This window comes from Butyrivibrio sp. XBB1001 (assembly GCF_000424505.1).
Taxonomy (GTDB): Bacteria; Bacillota; Clostridia; order Lachnospirales; family Lachnospiraceae; genus Butyrivibrio.
Map to the genome: position 1 here is coordinate 288,655 of NZ_AUKA01000003.1, position 20,217 is coordinate 308,871.

13 protein-coding genes are annotated in these 20,217 nt (G+C 41.5%); all 13 read left to right on the forward strand.

Translation table 11 applies throughout. The annotated features are described in order from the left end of the window. The first annotated feature begins 294 nt into the window (after positions 1 to 294). Complete coding sequence (locus G631_RS0106325; RefSeq protein ID WP_026488732.1) at positions 295 to 1,026, forward strand: hypothetical protein; 732 nt, start codon at positions 295 to 297, stop codon at positions 1,024 to 1,026. Between the two features lie 137 nt (positions 1,027 to 1,163). Further along, entirely contained in the window at positions 1,164 to 4,634 is a 3,471-nt protein-coding gene (locus G631_RS20065; RefSeq protein ID WP_051196938.1) for a GH25 family lysozyme, read from the forward strand. 11 nt (positions 4,635 to 4,645) lie between these two features. Beyond that, complete coding sequence (locus G631_RS0106335) at positions 4,646 to 6,349, forward strand: LIC_10190 family membrane protein (RefSeq protein WP_026488733.1); 1,704 nt, start codon at positions 4,646 to 4,648, stop codon at positions 6,347 to 6,349. A gap of 66 nt (positions 6,350 to 6,415) precedes the next feature. Beyond that, the gene (rfbB, locus tag G631_RS0106340) at positions 6,416 to 7,501 is read left to right on the forward strand and encodes a dTDP-glucose 4,6-dehydratase (protein WP_026488734.1); all 1,086 of its coding nucleotides are present in this window, start codon (positions 6,416 to 6,418) and stop codon (positions 7,499 to 7,501) included. A 12-nt stretch (positions 7,502 to 7,513) separates the two neighbouring features. Further along, positions 7,514 to 8,383 (forward strand): glucose-1-phosphate thymidylyltransferase RfbA, encoded by an 870-nt coding sequence (gene rfbA / locus G631_RS0106345; RefSeq protein ID WP_026488735.1) that lies wholly within the window; start codon positions 7,514 to 7,516, stop codon positions 8,381 to 8,383. A gap of 58 nt (positions 8,384 to 8,441) precedes the next feature. After that, the gene (locus G631_RS0106350; RefSeq protein WP_026488736.1) at positions 8,442 to 8,927 is read left to right on the forward strand and encodes a hypothetical protein; all 486 of its coding nucleotides are present in this window, start codon (positions 8,442 to 8,444) and stop codon (positions 8,925 to 8,927) included. 35 nt (positions 8,928 to 8,962) lie between these two features. Next, positions 8,963 to 9,508, forward strand: coding sequence for a dTDP-4-dehydrorhamnose 3,5-epimerase (gene rfbC / locus G631_RS0106355; RefSeq protein WP_026488737.1), 546 nt, complete (start codon positions 8,963 to 8,965; stop codon positions 9,506 to 9,508). Further along, complete coding sequence (locus G631_RS0106360) at positions 9,505 to 10,506, forward strand: ABC transporter permease (protein ID WP_242829072.1); 1,002 nt, start codon at positions 9,505 to 9,507, stop codon at positions 10,504 to 10,506. The genes rfbC and G631_RS0106360 overlap by 4 nt, the downstream gene beginning before the upstream one ends. 60 nt (positions 10,507 to 10,566) lie before the next feature. Further along, the gene (locus G631_RS0106365; RefSeq protein WP_026488739.1) at positions 10,567 to 11,940 is read left to right on the forward strand and encodes an ABC transporter ATP-binding protein; all 1,374 of its coding nucleotides are present in this window, start codon (positions 10,567 to 10,569) and stop codon (positions 11,938 to 11,940) included. A gap of 79 nt (positions 11,941 to 12,019) precedes the next feature. Next, positions 12,020 to 14,179, forward strand: a complete 2,160-nt coding sequence (locus G631_RS20640; RefSeq protein WP_081671262.1) for an SAM-dependent methyltransferase — start codon at positions 12,020 to 12,022, stop codon at positions 14,177 to 14,179. After that, positions 14,176 to 16,302 carry a glycosyltransferase family 2 protein gene (locus G631_RS0106375; protein WP_026488740.1) on the forward strand — a complete coding sequence of 709 codons (2,127 nt, stop codon included), beginning with the start codon at positions 14,176 to 14,178 and terminating at the stop codon, positions 16,300 to 16,302. The genes G631_RS20640 and G631_RS0106375 overlap by 4 nt, the downstream gene beginning before the upstream one ends. Before the next feature lie 13 nt (positions 16,303 to 16,315). Further along, complete coding sequence (locus G631_RS18305) at positions 16,316 to 18,409, forward strand: glycosyltransferase family 2 protein (protein ID WP_035789384.1); 2,094 nt, start codon at positions 16,316 to 16,318, stop codon at positions 18,407 to 18,409. Between the two features lie 67 nt (positions 18,410 to 18,476). After that, positions 18,477 to 20,216: a phospho-sugar mutase gene (locus tag G631_RS0106385; RefSeq protein ID WP_035789385.1), complete on the forward strand. Its 1,740-nt coding sequence runs from the start codon at positions 18,477 to 18,479 to the stop codon at positions 20,214 to 20,216. The last annotated feature ends 1 nt before the right edge of the window (position 20,217 follow it).

Here is a 20,217-nt window from a genome sequence, read left to right on the forward strand (position 1 = left end):
CAATAAATACTTTCTACTATAAATAATACTATATTTCGGTAATTTCTATTCTTAAATATATATTAAAGATTGATATAACAATTGTTTGGCATACATAAAACATTAATAAATTTCGATGGAAAATATTAAGAATTATTTGATACGATTGTTCTGGTGCTGTTCTTGCTCTTACTAATTTCTATAAGTATCTATGTCTTTAGCAGTAATATCTGCATTGAATCCCACTTGATGGATATTTGTTAGAAGTATAAAAGCCAGATTATGGCTAGAATTGTAGGAAAGGTATGATAAAATATGAGTAGAATTTTAATTGATGAGGGAAAGCTACGCCTAATTTTGGAAAAACATAGTTCTGAAATTGGAAAAAAAGCGGACTTTTCAAATGCGGTTGCAGCAGCTACTTTCACTGTTTCATGTTGCATAGCAACCTATGAAAACTGGTGGATTCTCCCGGGGTGGCTTATAAAAGCATCAATCGTAACTATTGCATCATTATGGCTTATTTGGAGTGTGCTAATGACGTGTATTAACAAGAAATCAAATTTTGATCATGAAGTGTTATTTGAAGAAATTAAAGAGCAAAATGAGATCAAGCATCCATTTTCACTTGTATCGATAAAGGACACATTCAATGATTATCCAAACAAATATTTGCTCTACTATGACAAAAGATGGAGATGCTGGTTTTTCTTTAACTATAAGACCATAGATGATGAGGAAAACAATATTCAGAATATGAAATCAAAGTTATCTTCTGCACTGAAAATAGGAGAGTCCAATATAAGTATTTCATATAAGACAGAGAAACTGCATTCCAAGTTTTCTGTAAGTGATAATGAAATGAAGGTTTATGAACACAAATTGTATGAAGGTGTAATATCTAACCCTACAGATGATGTGATCAAGACTAAGTTTGACATTGATGGTGTACAGTATAAGTGGATGACTATAGCTGAGATGGAGGCTGATCCTGTTATTCAGAAAAAGAATGCAGACGTAGTTGAATTCGTTAAACAGAATACATGATTTTACTTGCTGAGGGCTGCCTGCGGGCAGCCTTTTCATTTGGACTAATCTGCTAAGGTTGCCTATATGTGGGGTAGAGTGATACAATAGCTCTATATTTGGTGGAGTTTTGGCATTAGCCAAGGGAGATAAAAAGTATGAAAAAATTATTTGGAAATAAACCTAGGGGAAAGAGAGAAAGAGAGCATTATCGTGATGAAGTCATGGACTTCGACGAGGACTTTGATGAAGAGTACGATGATGCTGATTATTATGAGGATGACGACGATCGTTACGAAGATGATGACTATCCAGAAGATGAGATAGATGATCGCTATGAAGAGGATGACTATCCGGAAGATGACGAAGTAGACGATCGCTATGAGGATGATGAATATCCAGATGACTATCCAGAAGAGGACGAAGTAGATAATCGTTACGAAGATGACGATTATCCAGAAGATGATGAAATAGATGACCGTTACGAAGATGACGACTATCCAGAAGAAGATGAGATAGACGATCGTTATGATGACGACGATTATCCTGAGGAAGATTACTATCCTGAGAATGATGATGTAGATGAGGATATTTATTATCCTGGTGACAATAGACGTTCTGGTGGAAGAGATGATAGAGGCTCACGCCGTAGTAGGAGAGACCGCCGCAGAGATAGAGATGACAGGGATGATAGAGATTCATTCCCAGCAAGAATTATTGCATTCCTATCAAAGACAACTGCTGTAGAAAGGATTGCAGCTATATTTGCAATTCTCCTGGTTGCGGGCGGAATACTTACAGCATCTTTCTATGTTTCTGCCAAAAATAACAGATCACAGCTGGCTTCTTTTGCTGATGTTGGTTCTACAATGACAATTGGTGATGACATGGTTGTCGGAGAGAGCGGACTAATAGCTGTGGCTGATGCAGAAAGAGCTAGAGCTATGGCAGCAGAGCTTGTTTCTGAGGACAATATGGCGGAGGAAGAAGAGGTTGAGGTTGCCGATGATGCTGAGAATGTAACTATCAAGATGACTGTTACAAGTATCAAGAGCGACATCAAGGTTAAGTTCATAAATTCAGAAACCAACAAGCTTGTCGCTAACCTTCCTCTTGAGATTGAGGTTGTAGGTCCTGACGGAACTAAGGTTACCTATAATGACCATGACCAGGACGGAATCATTTATAAAAAAGATATCACTAAGGGCGAGTACAAGGTTACTCCTAAGGCCCTTCCTGATGGATATGAGAATTATAAGCTTGAGATCAAGACTAAGACTGTAACTGTAAAAGATACAGTTGAGATGAAGGCAGTTGATGTCAGCAACGAGGTCAAGAAAGAGTCTCAGGTCAATGCAGCCAAGGAAGATACAGCTGTTAAGACTGAGGTAGAGTCCAAGCTTGAAGATACAGTTGAATGGGTTGAATCAACTCAGACAGCTGTTGGCGAGAGCTCCGACGGAAACTTCACATATGAAGAAGTTAAAAAAGATGACATCCCTAATCCATCAAGCACATCTATGGTAGGAACAAGAAAGTGGATGTTCCTTGGATTTGCAAGAGGAAAAGAGAACAATAATGAAAAAACAATGACTGTTTCTCTAACAAACATTGATATTCAGGTGGATGGCTCTCAGACATTAAGCGCTACAGGCGAAGATGGAAATGTTGAGATTTCTTTATCATCTAGCGATCCATCTGTGGCAACAGTAGATGGAACGACAGTAAAAGGTATAAGTGCTGGAACTGCGATTATTACTGTTACTGCTACTGGATACAAATCAGTAGATGTTAGTGTTAAGGTGACTGCTAAAGAAGAGGAGCACACAAATCCACCGGTTGTAGAAAACAAAAAGTTCTCTGTTAATGGAAAGATAGAACTTACTGTAGATGGAGAGGCATCGCTAGGATCAGATTTACCTTCTAATTTAAAATGTGAGGGTTATGATAATTCAATTATAAAGATTGAAAATGGAAAAATTACAGGACTCAAGTATGGAACTACTAATGTTACGTTGAATGCTGATGGATATGATCCAGCAACTGTAGAAGTATCTGTAAAGAGAAAGGCTACAGAAATAAAGATAGATCCTTCAAGCATTAAAAAAGGTGGAACTGCACAGATAACAGTAAGTCCAAGTGATGCTTCTTATGAAGTTACAAGTGGAAGTGAATTTATAAAAGTTGATAAGGCTACTGGTAAGATAGAAGGTGTAGCTAAGGGAACAGCTACAATAACTATACCTGAAACAGATAAGTATGCTAAGTCAGAAGCTACAATAACTGTTGAAGATACAGAACAACTTCAAATTAAGGTTAAGTCAGATACTATAAAAGTAAGTGTGTCTGATGTAGCTAAGATTGAAGTTACTGAACCAACGAAAGTTACTTTTGAGTCAGCAAACAAAGAAATAGCTACAGTAGATGACAAGGGTAATGTTAAGGGCGTATCTGTAGGAACAACCAAGATTACTATTAAGGCTGACGCTTCAGTAGGAAACTATGCTACAAAAGATATAAACGTTGAAGTAACAGCAAAAGAGGGAAACAAAGTCCCAATGTCCATCACCAAGATCACTCTTTGCGAGGGACAGTCAATCAAGCTTTCTTCAACAGACAAGAATGCTTCTATAACACTTGAATCCAGCAACACCAATGTTGCTACAATTTCTGACAATGCCACTGTCAACGGCAAGTCAGCAGGTGATGCGACAATTACTGTAAAGGCAACAGGCTATGCTGATAATACGATAGCACTTAAAGTTGTCGGCAAGGGCACAACTTTAAAGGACAAAAATGGAAATGTCCTGTACGTTCTTAAGTCTGACGGAACCTACAGAGAGGCTACTTACGAGGATTACTACTCAGGAGCTAAGCTCTATAAGAGAAAGGCAGCTACAACTTATAGATACACAGGTTGGCAGACAATAGGCGGCAAGACTTATTTCTACGACAAGAACGGCAATTATGTAACTGGCGAGCAGGTTATTCAGGGAGCAAAATACACCTTTGGTTCTGACGGAGCACTTCAAGCAGGCCAGGGCACAATGGGAATTGACGTTAGTAAGTGGAACGGAAACATTGACTGGAAGGCAGTTAAGAATTCCGGAGTAAGCTTTGTTATCATCAGATGCGGATACAGAGGATCATCTCAGGGAGCTCTTATTGAGGATCCTAAGTTCAGAGCAAACATTCAGGGTGCTCAGAACGCAGGTATCAGAGTTGGTGTATATTTCTTTACCCAGGCTGTCAACGAGGTGGAGGCTGTAGAAGAGGCTTCCATGGTCATCAATCTGATCAAGGGCTACAACATTTCATATCCTGTTTACCTGGATGTGGAAGCCAGCCATGGCCGTGGAGACAACATTAGTGCAGCTCAGAGAACCGCCAATATCAAGGCTTTCTGCGGAACAATACAGAACGCTGGATACAAAGCTGGTGTTTATGCAAACAAAACCTGGTTTACAAGCTACATCAATACTTCACAGATCACAAACTATCGTATCTGGCTTGCTCAATACGCTAAAGCAGTTACTTACAATGGCTCCAGATATGATATGTGGCAGTATTCTTCCAAGGGAAGAGTTACAGGTATTTCAGGAAACGTTGATATGAACATCTGCTACTGATTGGAGATACTATGCTGATAGTTCTACTTAGTTTTGCATACATGCTTGCCATATGTCTTGTGGCAGGAATCATAGTTAATAAGGCTTTATCAAGGTTCATCCCGGTGGTGGACCTTGATAGGCTTTCTATCACAGGAATTGCCACGACTGGTTTCGTGGCTCTATCTGTTTATGCGGAAATATTCAGCCTTTTCTACAAGGTTGGAGCAATATGCCACGTGTTGATGCTAATAACCCTGGCGGTTTGTGGATATTTTTTGCGAAAAGAATTATCTTTATCCCTTACAAAACTCAAATCCATATTTATTAAAAATAGAACTTGCGGCATGACTTATACACTTATAATTCTTGCGGCGGCTTTTTTTACGTCTAGGGGAAAATTCCATACAGATACCGGAATTTATCACGCTCAGGCCATCAGGGTAATCGAGGAATACGGAGTTGTCAGGGGCCTTGCCAATCTGCAGCAGCACTTTGGCTACAACAGCGCATATCTGTCATTCTGCGCCTTGTTTACACTTAGTTTTATCCTGCCCTTTGCCCTTCACACTGTAACCGGCGCGGTCATGGCTCTTTACACCTGCTATGCCGTAAAGGGGCTTTTTGACTGGAAAGAGCATGAATCTCATGTGGGAGATTTTGCAAGGATTGCTATCCTGATCTATGCATTTACTGAGATGGTGGGCCTTCAGTCCCCTGCAACAGATTACGGCACAATGTTTTTTGCAATGTATATTTTGTGCGAGTGGGCAGTGCATTTTGTTGCAGTAAATAAAACCCAAACAACTTCAGACATTGCAGTAACAGGGCATCTGACGCTACTTTCAGTGTTTGCAGTGTCAATGAAGCTCTCCGCTGCGGCTATGGTTATCCTTGTGGTATTTCCTCTTTTTCTTTTGGTAAAAGAAAAAATGTGGAAGGAGCTTGTATCCTACCTGATAATTGGCCTTATCTGCATCGCGCCATTTCTTGCAAGGAACGTCATCTTATCTGGCTGGCTGATCTATCCGGTGGATTCCATAGATCTTTTTAACCTGGTATGGAAGGTTCCTGCCGATTACCTAAGGCATGATGCGGCCCAGATCAAGGTTTGGGGAAGATGTCTTTATGATGTTGAAAGGCTGAATGCTCCAATTCCTGACTGGCTTCCTATATGGTGGAGCGAGAAGGCACACTACGAGGAAATGCTGATTTATTCACAGATTCTTGGAACCCTCCTCCTGGCGCTTACATTTGTAAGAAGACTTGCATCAAAGAGCCTAAGACCTGGCATGGTCATCTTTTACGGATGCATCATTGCAAATCTTATCCTGTGGTTTATGACTGCGCCATTTATAAGATATGGCCTTGCATTTTTACTTCTTTTGCCCTTGTGCATGATAGGCGAGAATGCCTCTGTTATGGTGCAAAAGAAATCCATAGTCCTGGCACTTTTAATAGGAGTTATTTTTATCAATTTTGCAAGCTGGATAGACAACTATTTTACCGACAATATGGTATTTGTTAAGCATCATCTTGCTGAGAACTACTATATTGTGCCGATTCCATTTGAGGATTCTAATGTTGAGGCGGTGGATCTTGACGGAGTAACTGTATATATTTCCAGTGATGAAAAAAATAGTTATTACTACACACCAAATTCCTGCTACGGAGGAATGGTGGAGAGGACAAAACCCATTGGAAAAACAGTGAAAGAGGGCTTCATGCCTCGATAATTGCCCTTGCATAGTTCATGTGTTATACTTAGTCAGTAAAAATTTGAAATTTAAGAGGTAAATAAGATGAGAACTTATTTAGTAACAGGTGGAGCTGGATTTATCGGCTCTAATTACATTCACTATATGTTCAAGAAGTATGATAACGAGATCCGCATCATCAATGTGGATGTTCTTACATACGCTGGAAATCTTGAGAATCTTCGCGATGTTGAGAACCGTGATAATTACACATTTATCCGTGCTGACATCTGCGACAGAGATGCTATCAATAAGATTTTCGAAGAGAATGACATCGACAGAGTTGTTCATTTTGCAGCTGAGAGCCATGTTGACAGATCAATCGTTAATCCTGAAGTTTTCGTTCAGACTAACGTTCTTGGAACTGCTACAATGCTTAATGCTGCCAAGAAGGCATGGGAACTTCCTGATGGAAGCTACAAGGAGGGCAAGAAGTTCCTCCACGTTTCTACAGATGAAGTATACGGCTCACTTGATGATGATCCAAATGCTTACTTCTATGAGACAACTCCATATTCACCTCATAGCCCATATTCAGCAAGTAAGGCTAGCTCAGATATGCTTGTTAAGGCATATATGGATACTTACAAATTCCCAGCTAACATTACTAACTGCTCTAATAACTATGGCCCTTATCAGTTCCCTGAGAAGCTCATTCCACTTATCATCAACAATGCGCTTTCAGGCAAGGATCTTCCTGTATATGGTGATGGTAAAAATGTTCGTGACTGGCTCTATGTTGAGGATCACGCCAAGGCTATCGACATGGTTCAGGAAAAGGGCAGACTCTTTGAGACTTACAACGTTGGTGGTCACAATGAGAAGCAGAATATTGAGATCGTTAAGACAATCATCGATGTTCTCAGAGATGAGCTTGATGATTCAGATCCTAGAAAGGCTCACCTTACATACGACCTTATCAAGTATGTAGCTGACAGAAAGGGCCACGACAGAAGATATGCCATAGCTCCAGACAAGATCAAGGCTGAGATTGGCTGGGAACCAGAGACAATGTTTAACGAAGGCATCCGCAAGACAATCAAGTGGTACTTTGAGCACCATGACTGGATGGAACACGTTACAAGTGGTGATTACGAGAACTACTATAATAAAATGTATGCCGGTAAATAAGGAGAGATTCACATGAAGGGAATTATATTAGCGGGCGGATCAGGAACAAGACTATACCCGCTTACAAGGGCAATGTCCAAGCAGATGATGCCTGTATATGACAAGCCAATGATCTATTACCCACTGTCAACTCTTATGCTTGCAGGTATCAGAGAGGTTCTGATCATCTCTACACCAAGAGATCTTCCTGCATTTAAAGAGCTCTTTGGAAGTGGTGAGCAGCTCGGAATGCAGTTTGAATATGCAGTTCAGGATCAGCCAAGAGGACTTGCTGATGCCTTTATCATCGGCGCTAAGTTCATTGGTTCAGATTCTGTAGCACTGGTACTTGGAGATAATATTTTCTACGGCCAGAGCTTTTCAAAGCTTCTTAGAGAAGTGGCTTCAAGAGAGAGCGGAGCTACAATCTTTGGCTATTATGTAAGAGATCCAAGAGCCTATGGTGTCGTAGAATTTGATGAAAATGGTAAGGCTATCAGCATCGAGGAGAAGCCTGAGCATCCAAAGAGTAACTACGCTGTTCCAGGTCTTTACTTCTATGACAACAAGGTTGTTGATATCGCTGCTAATGTACAGCCTTCAGCAAGAGGCGAGATTGAGATCACCAGCATCAACAATGAGTATCTTAGAAGAGGCGAGCTTTCCGTAGAGACTATGGGAAGAGGCTTTGCATGGCTTGATACAGGTAATCACGATTCACTTCTTGATGCATCTGACTTTGTTTGTGCATTCCAGAAGAGACAGGGCCTTTACATTTCCTGCATCGAGGAGATTGCTTATAAGAGAGGCTTTATCGACAAGGAGCAGCTTCTTAAGCTGGCTGAGCCACTTATGAAGACAGATTACGGTAAATATCTTGTAGAGGTGGCTAACGGATTATAATGAGAATTGTGCATATACTGCACGATTCGTGAGATAGTATTTGTGGGGGCGGAGCAATATGGATAAAAAAGTATTCACTATGGCTTTACTAACTATTTTTAGTGCTTTTATCCTGATAATCGTTATCATCTATGCCACAAATGTGGATAAGATTAATGGACTATTTGGAAAAAGTTCTGATAATGCTGCGCCCACAGAAGCTTCCAGTGAATTATCCCTGGAGGATAATGGTTATGCCCAGCAGATTGGCAATGATCTTAATGGCTTTATGTATGACGATAGCTTTTTTGACGAGACCGAGGAAATTCCTGCAGTTGTTGTAATACAGCAAAAGAAAAGTTCAGATACAGGAAGTTCAGAAGGGTCAAGTGCTGAACTAGAGGATTCAAGGGGAAGCGCTGGCACAGCGGTGATTGGCGAACTTGAAAATCCGGATACTCTTCCGGATATGCCGGGAGCGGGGCTTTCAGGATCTGTGCCGCCACAGGGCAACATCCAACCAGGCCAGACAGTAAGTGGAACGCCAGTTGGGAATATTCCCTGAATAAAAGAAAAAATGTAATAACGGAGATGTTTGTAATGGGTAAGTTAACAGTTGAAACATGCGAGATTGAGGGACTTAAGGTTATCACACCTCAGGTGTTTGGTGATGCAAGAGGATATTTTGTTGAGACATACAACAAAAAAGATTTTGAAGAAATAGGAGTTACCTGCGAATTTGTTCAGGATAATCAGTCAGCAAGTAAAAGAGGCGTACTTAGAGGCCTTCATTTCCAGAAGGAATTTCCTCAGGACAAGCTTGTTCGCTGTATAAATGGTGAGGTCTTTGATGTAGCTGTTGATCTTAGAAAAGACAGCAAGACCTTTGGAAAGTGGTTTGGAGTAGTTCTTTCAGCAGAGAATAAGAAACAGTTCTTTATACCTAAGGGATTTGCTCATGGATTTTTAGTACTTTCTGATTATGCTGAGTTTGCTTATAAGTGCTCAGATTTTTATCATCCAAATGATGAGGGTGGCCTTAAGTGGAATGACCCTGATATCGGCGTAGAATGGCCTCTTCAGGAAGGCGTAGAACTCATTTTCTCTGACAAGGATACAAAATGGGGAGGAATCAAGGAATATTGAATAAGGGGTTAAGAAAACTTCCCAAGCGAGCAGGCTTGGGCATTTTCTATGTATTGGCGCTTGCACTTGCACTGATACTAGTATTGCACAATAACCCGCTGGCAGATCAGGACACTGAAAGGCTCAAGAAAATTTGTGGCTGCCTTCTTATTGGAGTAAGCTGCATACTGGCCTTTGCCTGGTATGACAAGCTGATGGTTCTTCCGGTAGAACTCTGGAATTCCAGAAAACTAATAAAGCGTTTGTCTATCAATGATTTTAAAAAGAGATATGCGGGTTCATATATGGGAATAGTGTGGGCACTGGCTCAGCCGGTGGTCACTGTTGTCATGTACTATATTGTATTTGATGTGATCTTCAAACAAAGGGCACAGGCTGTATCAGGTGGCATCGAGATGCCTTATGTTTTATTCCTGACAGCAGGTCTTGTTCCCTGGTTTTTCTTTTCAGAGGCACTGATGAACGGCACCACCTCTCTTCTTGAGTATAACTACCTTGTTAAAAAGGTATTGTTCAAGATAAGTATTTTGCCTCTTGTCAAGATCATTGCTGCTATGTTCATTCATGTGTTCTTCATAGGCGTAATGCTGATAATTGCCTGTATATATGGCTATTATCCCAACATTTACTGGATACAGTTTATCTACTACATTATCTGTGAATTTATGCTGGTTCTGTCACTTAGCTATGCTACATGTGCTATTGTGGTATTTTTCAGGGACCTTCAACAGATAATCAGTATCGGACTTCAGCTGTTTCAGTGGGCAACACCTATCCTTTGGAATATCGCGATTGTTCCTGACAAATATAAGTGGATAATAAAGCTAATTCCAATGACTTACATAGTAGAAGGCTACAGAAATACACTTTCAGGTGAATTCTGGTTCTTTGAACATTTTTATTCATCAACTTATTTCTGGTTATTTGTGGTAGTTGCGTTCTGCTTTGGAACACTTGTATTCAAGCGCTCTAAGCCACACTTCGCAGATGTACTGTAAGGCGCGGCAAGTCAATCCCGTAACTTATATACTACCGTAGCCATACAATCGGAGAAATAAATGCAAAATGACATAGCAATTGAGGTCAAGCACCTCACTAAATCCTATAAATTATATGACAAGCCGATGGATAGACTTAAGGACTCTCTTGGACTTGCGCGCAGGAAGACCTTTAAGGAGCACCTTGCCCTTAATGATGTTAATCTTACGGTCCACAGGGGAGAAACTGTGGGTATAATCGGAACCAATGGTTCTGGTAAGTCAACAATTCTTAAGATAATCACTGGAGTTTTATCTCCAACATCAGGTGAAGTGAACGTAAATGGCCATATTTCAGCTCTTTTGGAGCTGGGAGCTGGCTTTAACATGGAGTATAACGGAATCGACAATATCTACCTTAATGGTATGATGATTGGCTTTTCTGAGGAAGAGATAACAAAAAGACTTGATGCAATCCTTGAATTTGCTGATATCGGCGACTATGTATATCAGCCCTGCAAGACCTATTCAAGTGGTATGTTTGTAAGACTTGCCTTTGCGGTTGCCATCAATATTGATCCTGAGATTCTTATTGTAGATGAGGCTCTTTCAGTAGGAGACGTATTCTTCCAGGCTAAGTGCTATCACAAGTTTGAAGAATTCAAGAAGCAGGGAAAGACAATTCTTTTTGTTTCTCACGATCTTTCAAGTATCAGCAAGTACTGCGACAGAGCGGTTCTTTTAAATCAGGGTGTGCTCCTGGGCGAGGGAACTCCCAAGAAGATGATCGATATCTACAAGCAGGTTCTGGTAGGTCAGTATCCACTTCCATCAGCAGGTGATGTCAAGAATCTTTTAGATGATGATGATATCAGGGATGCAGCAGCCAAGGCTGATGACAGGGCAAGTGCCAAGGTATCTGCAGGAAACAGCTCAGATAAGGATAACAAGAAAAAAACTTCTGGAAAAGCTGATAGTTCTGACGAAGCTACAGGAGAAAACCCGGATACCCTTGAATATGGCGATGGCGCAGCTTCTATAGTTGAGTTTTATGCTACAGATGAAAAGGGCACCAGAACCAGTTCTATCATCAAGGGAACAGACTTTACTATCCACATGAGGGTTAAGTTTAACAGGGATATCACAGCCCCTATTTTTGCTTTCACTTTCAAGAATATCATGGGCATCGAGATAACAGGTACCAATTCCATGGTGGAGAAGGCTTTCCTTGAGCCAGTCAAGGCTGGAGAGGTAAAAGATATTTCTTTTACCCAGAATATGTCACTTCAGGGCGGAGAGTATCTTGTAAGCTTTGGAGTAACAGGCTTTGAGCAAAATGACTTTACAGTGTATCACAGACTCTATGATGCACTTAATATTACGGTGGTTTCTGACAAGAACACTGTTGGATACTACGATATGAATTCCAAATGCGTTGTTACTGATGCAGACTAAAAAAATGATACGAGTGTGAGCATGTACTTTGCCTAAGGCAACTGGAATTACGTGCGAAGCATTTGTGAGGAACGAACAAATGCAGGAAGAGATAAAGATTGGTAACGTTACACTGAATTTCAAGCATTACTCCGGGGTTGATCTTTATAGTGATGGAGCTATAGAGAACGACCTTCTTGAGATTGTAAAAAAATATAAAAAAGAAGAGTATCCACAGGTAATTGAGGAAAGGGGCAACTGGCCTATTCTCTATCATTTATCTGAGCAGAGAGCCAATATTGTGGAGTGGATCCCTATGGCTAAAAATGCCAAGGTCTTAGAGGTTGGCTCTGGATGCGGCGCTATTACAGGGATGCTGGCTCAGAAGGCCGGAGAGGTTGTAGCCTGTGATCTTTCAAGGAGACGCTCTGAGATCAATGCAACCAGAAACCAGGACTGCGATAATGTCACAATTCATATTGGAAATTTCAGAGATGTGGAGCCAGATCTTCCTAAGGATTTTGACTATATCTTCTTGATTGGTGTATTTGAGTACGCACAAGGGTACATTGGTACTGAGAATCCTTATGAGAAGTTCCTTCGCATGATGAAGCGTCACCTTAAAAAGGATGGACGTATTGTCATTGCTATTGAAAACAGGATGGGACTTAAGTATCTTGCAGGATGCGCCGAGGATCATCTTGGAACCTACTTTTCAGGAATCGAGGGCTACAACGAGGATAGCGTGGCCAAGACCTTTACTAGAAATGGTCTTATCAATATCTTCAAAAAATGTGGCATGAATGACTACCACTTTTACTATCCATATCCTGATTACAAGCTGATGACACTTCTTCATTCAGACTACTATCTCCCTGGATTTGGAGAGCTTCAGGATAATGTCAGAAACTATGACAGAGACAGGATGCTTCTTTTTAATGAAAAGCACGCCTATGAGGAACTTGTAAGAGATGGCATGTATCCGGATTTTGCCAATTCCTTTGAAGTAATCCTGGGACCTGGTTTTGATACTATCTACAGTAAGTATAGTAACGACAGAGTTGATGAATTCAAGATCAGAACTGATATTGCCATTAGCAGAACAGGTAGAAAGATAATAAAGAAATTCCCTCTTACAGAGGCAGCAAAAGAGCACGTTTTCGGCATTAGAGATGCATATGCAGGCCTTGTTGAGAAGTATAAAGGTGGAGATCTTGAGATCAATGACTGTCAGCTTGATGAAAAAGAGGGCTGTGCCATTTTCTCTTTTGTCAACGGGGTTCCACTGGCATCCCTTCTTGATGAGTGCATTGACAAGGATGACATGGACGGCTTTAATGCTCTTCTTAATGAGTATATCAAGAGGATAGACTATAAGCCTGATTATCCGGTGTCCGACTATGACCTTATTTTTTCCAATGTTATGGTAAATGGGCCTATTTGGACTATAATAGATTATGAGTGGACCTATGGTAAGTGCATCCCTGCCAAGGAGCAGGTATGGAGAGCTCTTTACTGCTACAGATTAGAAGACAGGAAAAGAGAAAAGTTCGATCCCAAGCCTGTTTACGAGCGTATGGGACTTACCGAAGAGGATACCAAGGTCTTACTAGATGAGGAATATGCTTTCCAGAAGTATGTTACAGGAAACCGTAAATCTATGGTTGAAATCTGGAAGGAAATAGGCAGAAAGGTTCTTGTTCCCAAGGAACTTGCAGCTACAAGCCAGGCAGCAAGACCAGATGACTGTATTCAGATTTATTTAGATGAGGGCAATGGATATTCGGAAGAGGATTCTATTTTCCCAGAGGAGCAGTATGATGAGAAGAATACTGTAAGCCTTGATATCAGAGTTGATGCAAAGTGCAAGACAGTCAGAATTGATCCGGCTTTCGCGCCATGTCTTGTGACAATTGTAAGTGCCACCTGGAATGGGGAAGCTTTTGCGGACAGTGTTTCAGATGTGTCTATTCACCCTGTAAATGGTAACTGGATTTCTGATGATTCCATGATCTTTGATACAGACGATCCGAATATTGAATTTGGACTTACAAGCGACAAGTTAAGTGTTCAGGAGAGAAATCACCTGTGTGTTAAGCTTATTATGACGCTTCTTCCCAAGAATGCAGCAGAGGCAGCAGTGGCTACTATTGATGATACGCCTGCAGCTACTGAGCATAAGGAAGGAATCTTGCAGAAGATAAGCAGAAAGATAATTGAAAAGCGCGAGCAGCGCTACTATAGAGACGAAGAGGAGTGACAAAAGGGGATATGTCAGGGGGCTTTGTTAAATCAGTTCTTACAAACAGGCGAATAACTAAATACAACAAAATGGTAGATGCCAAGTCATCAGCCTATGACAAGTGGCAACATGCCAAGGAGAAAGAGCCTGTTATAAAGGTAGAGGCTCCTATTAGCTATGAGACCTTAGAAACAGGAGAAGTGATTCCACATAGGCTGCCTGAGCCCAAGGTCAAGGTCATTCCATATGCCAAGATATGGGAAGTTGGGAATGATGAAGGGGATGAGAATGCGGTTTATCTTTTTGTAAGTCCCAAGGGTAAGCTTACAAAAAGAGCTACAGAAGTAGTCAAACAGTATTTTATCGCTCATCCTGAGCACAATGTGGTTTACGGAGATGAGGATGAGCTTGGCAAAAAGGGCAAATACATTCATCCGTATTTTAAGCCAGACTGGTCTCCGGATTCTTATTTGAATGCTTTTTACATTGGTAGCTTTTTTGCATGCAGGGCAAGAACCATGCATGAGGCTTCCAGTGAATATGATAGTGCTGTCAGAATGCTTGGTGGCACTGCCAATAAAAAGAACTCACCTGAACAGGTGGGATTAGAAGCATCCTTGCTTTCAGCGGATGTTCTTTTCTGTATGCTGGCTATTCATGAGCATGCTTTTGCGAAAAGAACTGGAATAGAGTTCCCAATTGGACATATCAGGGAGGTTTTATTTCATAGAAATCCTGAGCAGGATGTTTTTTATGGGCGTCATTTCCACAATTCAAGGCATATGCTGCAAAAGGAAACTACAGTTAGTATTGTCATCCCCTCCAAGGATCATCCGGAGGTCTTAAGGCGCTGCCTTGAGTCAATTGTTGAGACTACAAGTGAGAGTGACAAGATAAAGTATGACATTGTGGTTCTTGATAATGGTAGTGAAGCCAAGAACCGTGTAAGATATGGAGTGTTCATTGGTAAGATTCCCAAAAAGAACGGGCTTACCAGAATAAATTATCTCTACAAGCTTGATGAATTTAATTTCTCAGCTATGTGTAATAAGGGTGCCAAGAATACTCAGGGAGAGTATCTTCTTTTCCTGAATGATGACATCGAGTGCGTCAAGGAAGGCTGGCTTCGTGAGATGGTATCTCAGGCTCAGCTTCGTCATGTCGGGGCAGTTGGCGCCAAGCTTATTTATCCGGATACAGACCTTATCCAGCATGCTGGTATCGCCAATGTAAGGCGTGGCCCTGTTCACAAGCTGCAGAAGATGCATGACAATAAGAGCCACTACTTTGGATATAACAGAGGAATCCATAACAATATAGGCGTTACAGCAGCCTGCCTTCTTATCAGCAGGCAGAAGTTTAATGATGTGGGAGGATTTCCGCTAGAGCTTAAGGTCGCCTTTAATGATGTGGATTTTTGCTATAGCATCTTTGAAAAGGGCTATTACAACGTATGCTGTAATCATATCTTTTTAAAGCACCATGAGTCTCTTTCAAGGGGACTTGATAATATGGATCCCAAGAAGATGGAAAGGCTTGCAGTTGAGGGAGATACCCTTATGAGAAGGCATTCACATCTATACAATGTTGATCCTTTCTATAGCCCTCATCTGACAGAGGATGAGACTATTTCTGCCATTATCCCTAGAGAGGATTACACGCCTGTTGAGGATATTCCTTATTCAAACGTTACGATCCACGACAAGGGAATCAAAGGCGCAAGGGAAGATCAGTGTCTGAGAGTTGGCTGTGAGTATAACGGAACTTTAGATAACTGGCTCTATGGCGTAGTGGCAGATGGAGTCGATGATGGCTATTATCTTAAGGGCTATAGTTTTGTAATTGGCTCTGACAATGCTATTTTTGACAAAAAGCTGCTTCTTAGAAGGGTTGAGAGGCATGAAAGCGGGGCAGGCCCTGTGGACTCAAAGGTCTACAGCTTCTCCTTATATACCTGGTACAGGCCTGACATCAGAGTAAGGCTGCAGGATCAGGTAAATGTTGATCTTACAGGCTATAAGCTCAAAATCAAAAAGGGAGTGCTGACTCCTGGATTTTACCAGATAGGAATGCTTGCAATAGACAGGACGGGAAGGACGAAGCTTGTTAACTGGGTCCCTAACGTACTTATAATAAAATAAAGGAAAGAAGAATATGCAGGACGATTTTGATTATAAGTCCGCTTATGAGCGAGAAAAATTAAAGAGTGCAGATCTGGCTGAAAGACTTGCTGAGGTTGAGGACAAGAATCAGGAGCTTCAGTTTAAGCTGGACAGGATTAAAAATAATCCTATCTGGAAGGCAAGTACACCAGCAAGAAATGCAATGCATTTTGTGATAAGACAAAGAGACCGCTTGAGAAATCAGGGGTCACTTAGAGGCGTTATTGCCAAGATCAAGTACAAGCAGATTGAAAAAAAGGCCATGACTCATTATGGAACAGAGAGTTTTCCAAGTGATGAGACGAGAAAAGCCCAGGAGAGCACGGTTTTCGAAAAAGAGCCACTTATCTCCATACTAGTACCTTTGTACAACACTCCTGAGAAGTTTTTGAGGGACATGATAGAGTCTGTTTTGTACCAGACCTATGGTAACTTCCAGCTGTGCCTTGCAGACGGCTCTGACAGTGAGCATGTTGAGCTTGTAAGGACTATAGTTGATGAGTATAAGACCAAGGATAAAGAGGCTTTAAAGAGCCTTGAGCGTTTTAAAGACAGAACCAGGGGGCTTCAGGACGGCTCAAGGATTTCTTATATGAAGCTTGAAAAGAATGAGGGAATTGCCGGAAACACTAATCACTGTCTGGAGATGGCAGAGGGCGAATACATAGGTCTTTTTGACCATGATGATATCCTTCATCCAGAGGCTCTTTACTGGTATGTTAAGGCTATAAATGAGGAAGATGCTGATTATATCTACTGTGATGAGACAACCTTTAAGGGTGATGATATCAACAAGATGATAACCATGCATTTTAAGCCTGATTATGCTATTGATAATCTTAGAGCCAACAACTATATCTGCCACTTTAGTGTGTTTAAGAGAACTCTTTTAGATGGTACAGAGCTCTTTAGGACTAAGTTTGACGGAAGCCAGGATCACGATATGATCCTTCGACTCACTGACAGAGCACAGCACATAGTCCATGTTCCAAAGCTTTTGTATTACTGGAGAAGCCATGCAGGAAGCGTAGCCTCCAGTATCAGCGCCAAGCCTTATGCAATTGAGGCAGCAAAAGGGGCTGTGGCAGATCATTTAAGACGCCATGGCTATGATCACTTCAAGATTACAAGTACGAGGGCTTTTGAGACAATCTTTAAGATTACTTATGAAGTTATTGGAACTCCCAAGATTTCTATAGTGATCCCTAACTGCGAGCACGCAGAGGACTTAAAGCGCTGCATAGATTCTATTTTTGAGAAGTCGGTTTATGACAATTATGAGATCATTGTTGTGGAAAACGGCAGCACTGGAGCAGAAATCAAGGGCTACTATGAAGAACTTAAAAACGGTGCCTTAAAAGATATAGTCAAGGTAGTTGATTTTTACGAGAACGGAGCTCATCTTAACGCAGATGGCAGCAAGCCTTCATTTAACTATTCTGCGGTAGTGAACTACGGAGTAGAATGCTCAAGCGGTGAGTACATAGTTCTTTTGAACAATGATACACAGGTTATTACCGTAAACTGGATGGAAGAGCTTCTTATGTATGCTCAGAGAGAAGATGTTGGAGCCGTTGGCGGCAAGCTGTATTTCCCTGACAGAAAGATCCAGCATGCAGGCGTTGTTCTAAAGCTTGGAGCCCACAGAACTGCCGGTCATTCACATTATGGCCAGGCTGGCATGAACCTTGGATATATGGGAAGGCTGTGCTATGCTCAGGATGTGAGCGCAGTTACAGGTGCCTGCCTTATGGTGAGCCGCAAAAAGTATGATGAAGTTGGCGGCTTTGATGAGACCTTTGAAGTAAGTCTCAATGATGTGGATTTCTGCTTAAAGCTTCGCGAAAAAGGGTACCTTAATGTATTTACTCCTTTTGCAGAGCTATTTCATTATGAGTCTCTTTCAAGGGGACTTGATCTTGAGGGCAAGAATGCACAGCGCTATGAGAAAGAGTCAGAGCATTTCCGCACAAAGTGGAAGGAAGTGCTTGATAAAGGCGATCCATACTACAATCCGAACTTCTCGCTGGATAGAAGTGATTTCAGCTTAAATGTTGAGGGCTATTCCAGCTTGAGAACGCAGTAAATGCATAAAATATGATATAATTCAAAATGTATAAGGTTTTTAACCGAGGACGAGGAGGATAATAATTATGAGTGATGCTCAGAAACAGCTTGAATACTGGCTTAATGATTCTTATTTTGATGACGAGACCAAACAGGAACTTATGGCCATCAGAAATGATGAGGCAGAGGTTGAGGACAGGTTCTATAGAGAGCTTGAGTTTGGTACAGGCGGTCTTCGTGGCGTTATAGGAGCTGGTACTAATAGAATGAACAAGTACGTTGTTCGTAAGGCTACACAGGGACTTGCCAACTACATCAAGAAGAACGGCGGACCAGATGCTGCCAAGAAGGGCGTTGCTATTTCATATGACTGTAGAAGATTTTCACCAGAGTTTGCCGATGAGACAGCTCTTTGCCTTGCAGCTAACGGAATCAAGGCTTATGTAAGTGATATTCTTCGTCCTACTCCAGAGCTTTCTTTTGCTCTTAGAGAGTTTGGATGTATTGCAGGTGTAATGGTAACTGCTTCCCACAATCCACCAGAGTACAATGGATACAAGGTATACTGGCAGGATGGTGCGCAGATCACACCACCTCACGACACAGGAATTATTTCAGAGGTAGTTGCTATCACTGATTACCATGAAGTTAAGACAATGTCCAAGGAAGATGCTATTGCCCAGGGGCTCTATGTATCTTTTGGTCAGGAAATTGATGACAAGTACATGGTTGAACTTAAGAAGCAGATCATTCATCAGGATGTTATCGATGAGATGGCTGAGAAGTTCACTATCGTTTATTCACCATTCCACGGCACAGGTAACCTTCCTGTAAGACGAGTTCTCAAGGAGCTTGGTTTCAAGAATGTATTTGTAGTTCCAGAGCAGGAACTTCCAGATCCAGACTTTACTACACTTGATTATCCTAACCCAGAGGATCCTAAGGCATTCGAGCTAGCACTCAAGCTGGCAAAAGAGAAGGATGCAGACATTGTACTTGCAACTGACCCTGATGCAGACAGACTTGGAATTTATGCCAAGGATACAAAGACAGGCGAATATGTGGCATTTACAGGAAATATGTCCGGAATGCTCATTGGAGATTACATTTTAAGAGAGAGACAGGCAACTGGTACAATGCCAGCTAATCCAGCCTTTGTAACAACTATCGTTACAACAAATATGGCCAAGACTGTTGCCAAGAAGTATGGACTTCATTATATCGAGGTTCTTACTGGATTTAAGTATATCGGTGAGCAGATCAAGCTCTTTGAAGAGAATGGTCAGTCATACAATTATGTATTTGGTCTTGAGGAATCCTATGGATGTCTTGCAGGAACTCACGCAAGAGATAAGGACGCTGTTGTTGCAGTAATGATGCTGTGCGAGCTTGCAGCCTTCTACAAGAAGCAGGGCAAGAGCGTATGGGATGCAATGATTGATATGTACGAAGAGTATGGCTACTACAAGGAAGGTCAGTACTCCATCACAATGAAGGGTAAAGAGGGAGCTGAGCAGATCGCAGCTCTTATGGACAAACTTCGTAAGAATCCTCCTAAGGAGTTCGGAAGATGGACTGTTGAGGAGTTTAGAGATTACAAGACTGGCAAGACTCTTGATATGGCTTCTGGCAAAGAGGGAGAGACAGGTCTTCCAACCTCTAACGTTCTTTACTTTGCTCTTAATGACGACGCATGGTGCTGTGCAAGACCTTCAGGAACAGAGCCTAAGATCAAATTCTACATGGGAGTTAAGGGTAAAGACCTTGCTGATGCAGAGAAGCTTCAGAATGAACTTACAGATGCTGTAAAGGCAGTTATAGGCTGAT

Coding starts and splice junctions, on each gene's coding strand:
- G631_RS0106325 (WP_026488732.1), top strand. CDS start 295: ATGAGTAGAATTTTAATTGATGAGGGAAAGCTACGCCTAATTTTGGAA.
- G631_RS20065 (WP_051196938.1), top strand. CDS start 1,164: ATGAAAAAATTATTTGGAAATAAACCTAGGGGAAAGAGAGAAAGAGAG.
- G631_RS0106335 (WP_026488733.1), top strand. CDS start 4,646: ATGCTGATAGTTCTACTTAGTTTTGCATACATGCTTGCCATATGTCTT.
- rfbB (WP_026488734.1), top strand. CDS start 6,416: ATGAGAACTTATTTAGTAACAGGTGGAGCTGGATTTATCGGCTCTAAT.
- rfbA (WP_026488735.1), top strand. CDS start 7,514: ATGAAGGGAATTATATTAGCGGGCGGATCAGGAACAAGACTATACCCG.
- G631_RS0106350 (WP_026488736.1), top strand. CDS start 8,442: ATGGATAAAAAAGTATTCACTATGGCTTTACTAACTATTTTTAGTGCT.
- rfbC (WP_026488737.1), top strand. CDS start 8,963: ATGGGTAAGTTAACAGTTGAAACATGCGAGATTGAGGGACTTAAGGTT.
- G631_RS0106365 (WP_026488739.1), top strand. CDS start 10,567: ATGCAAAATGACATAGCAATTGAGGTCAAGCACCTCACTAAATCCTAT.
- G631_RS20640 (WP_081671262.1), top strand. CDS start 12,020: ATGCAGGAAGAGATAAAGATTGGTAACGTTACACTGAATTTCAAGCAT.
- G631_RS18305 (WP_035789384.1), top strand. CDS start 16,316: ATGCAGGACGATTTTGATTATAAGTCCGCTTATGAGCGAGAAAAATTA.
- G631_RS0106385 (WP_035789385.1), top strand. CDS start 18,477: ATGAGTGATGCTCAGAAACAGCTTGAATACTGGCTTAATGATTCTTAT.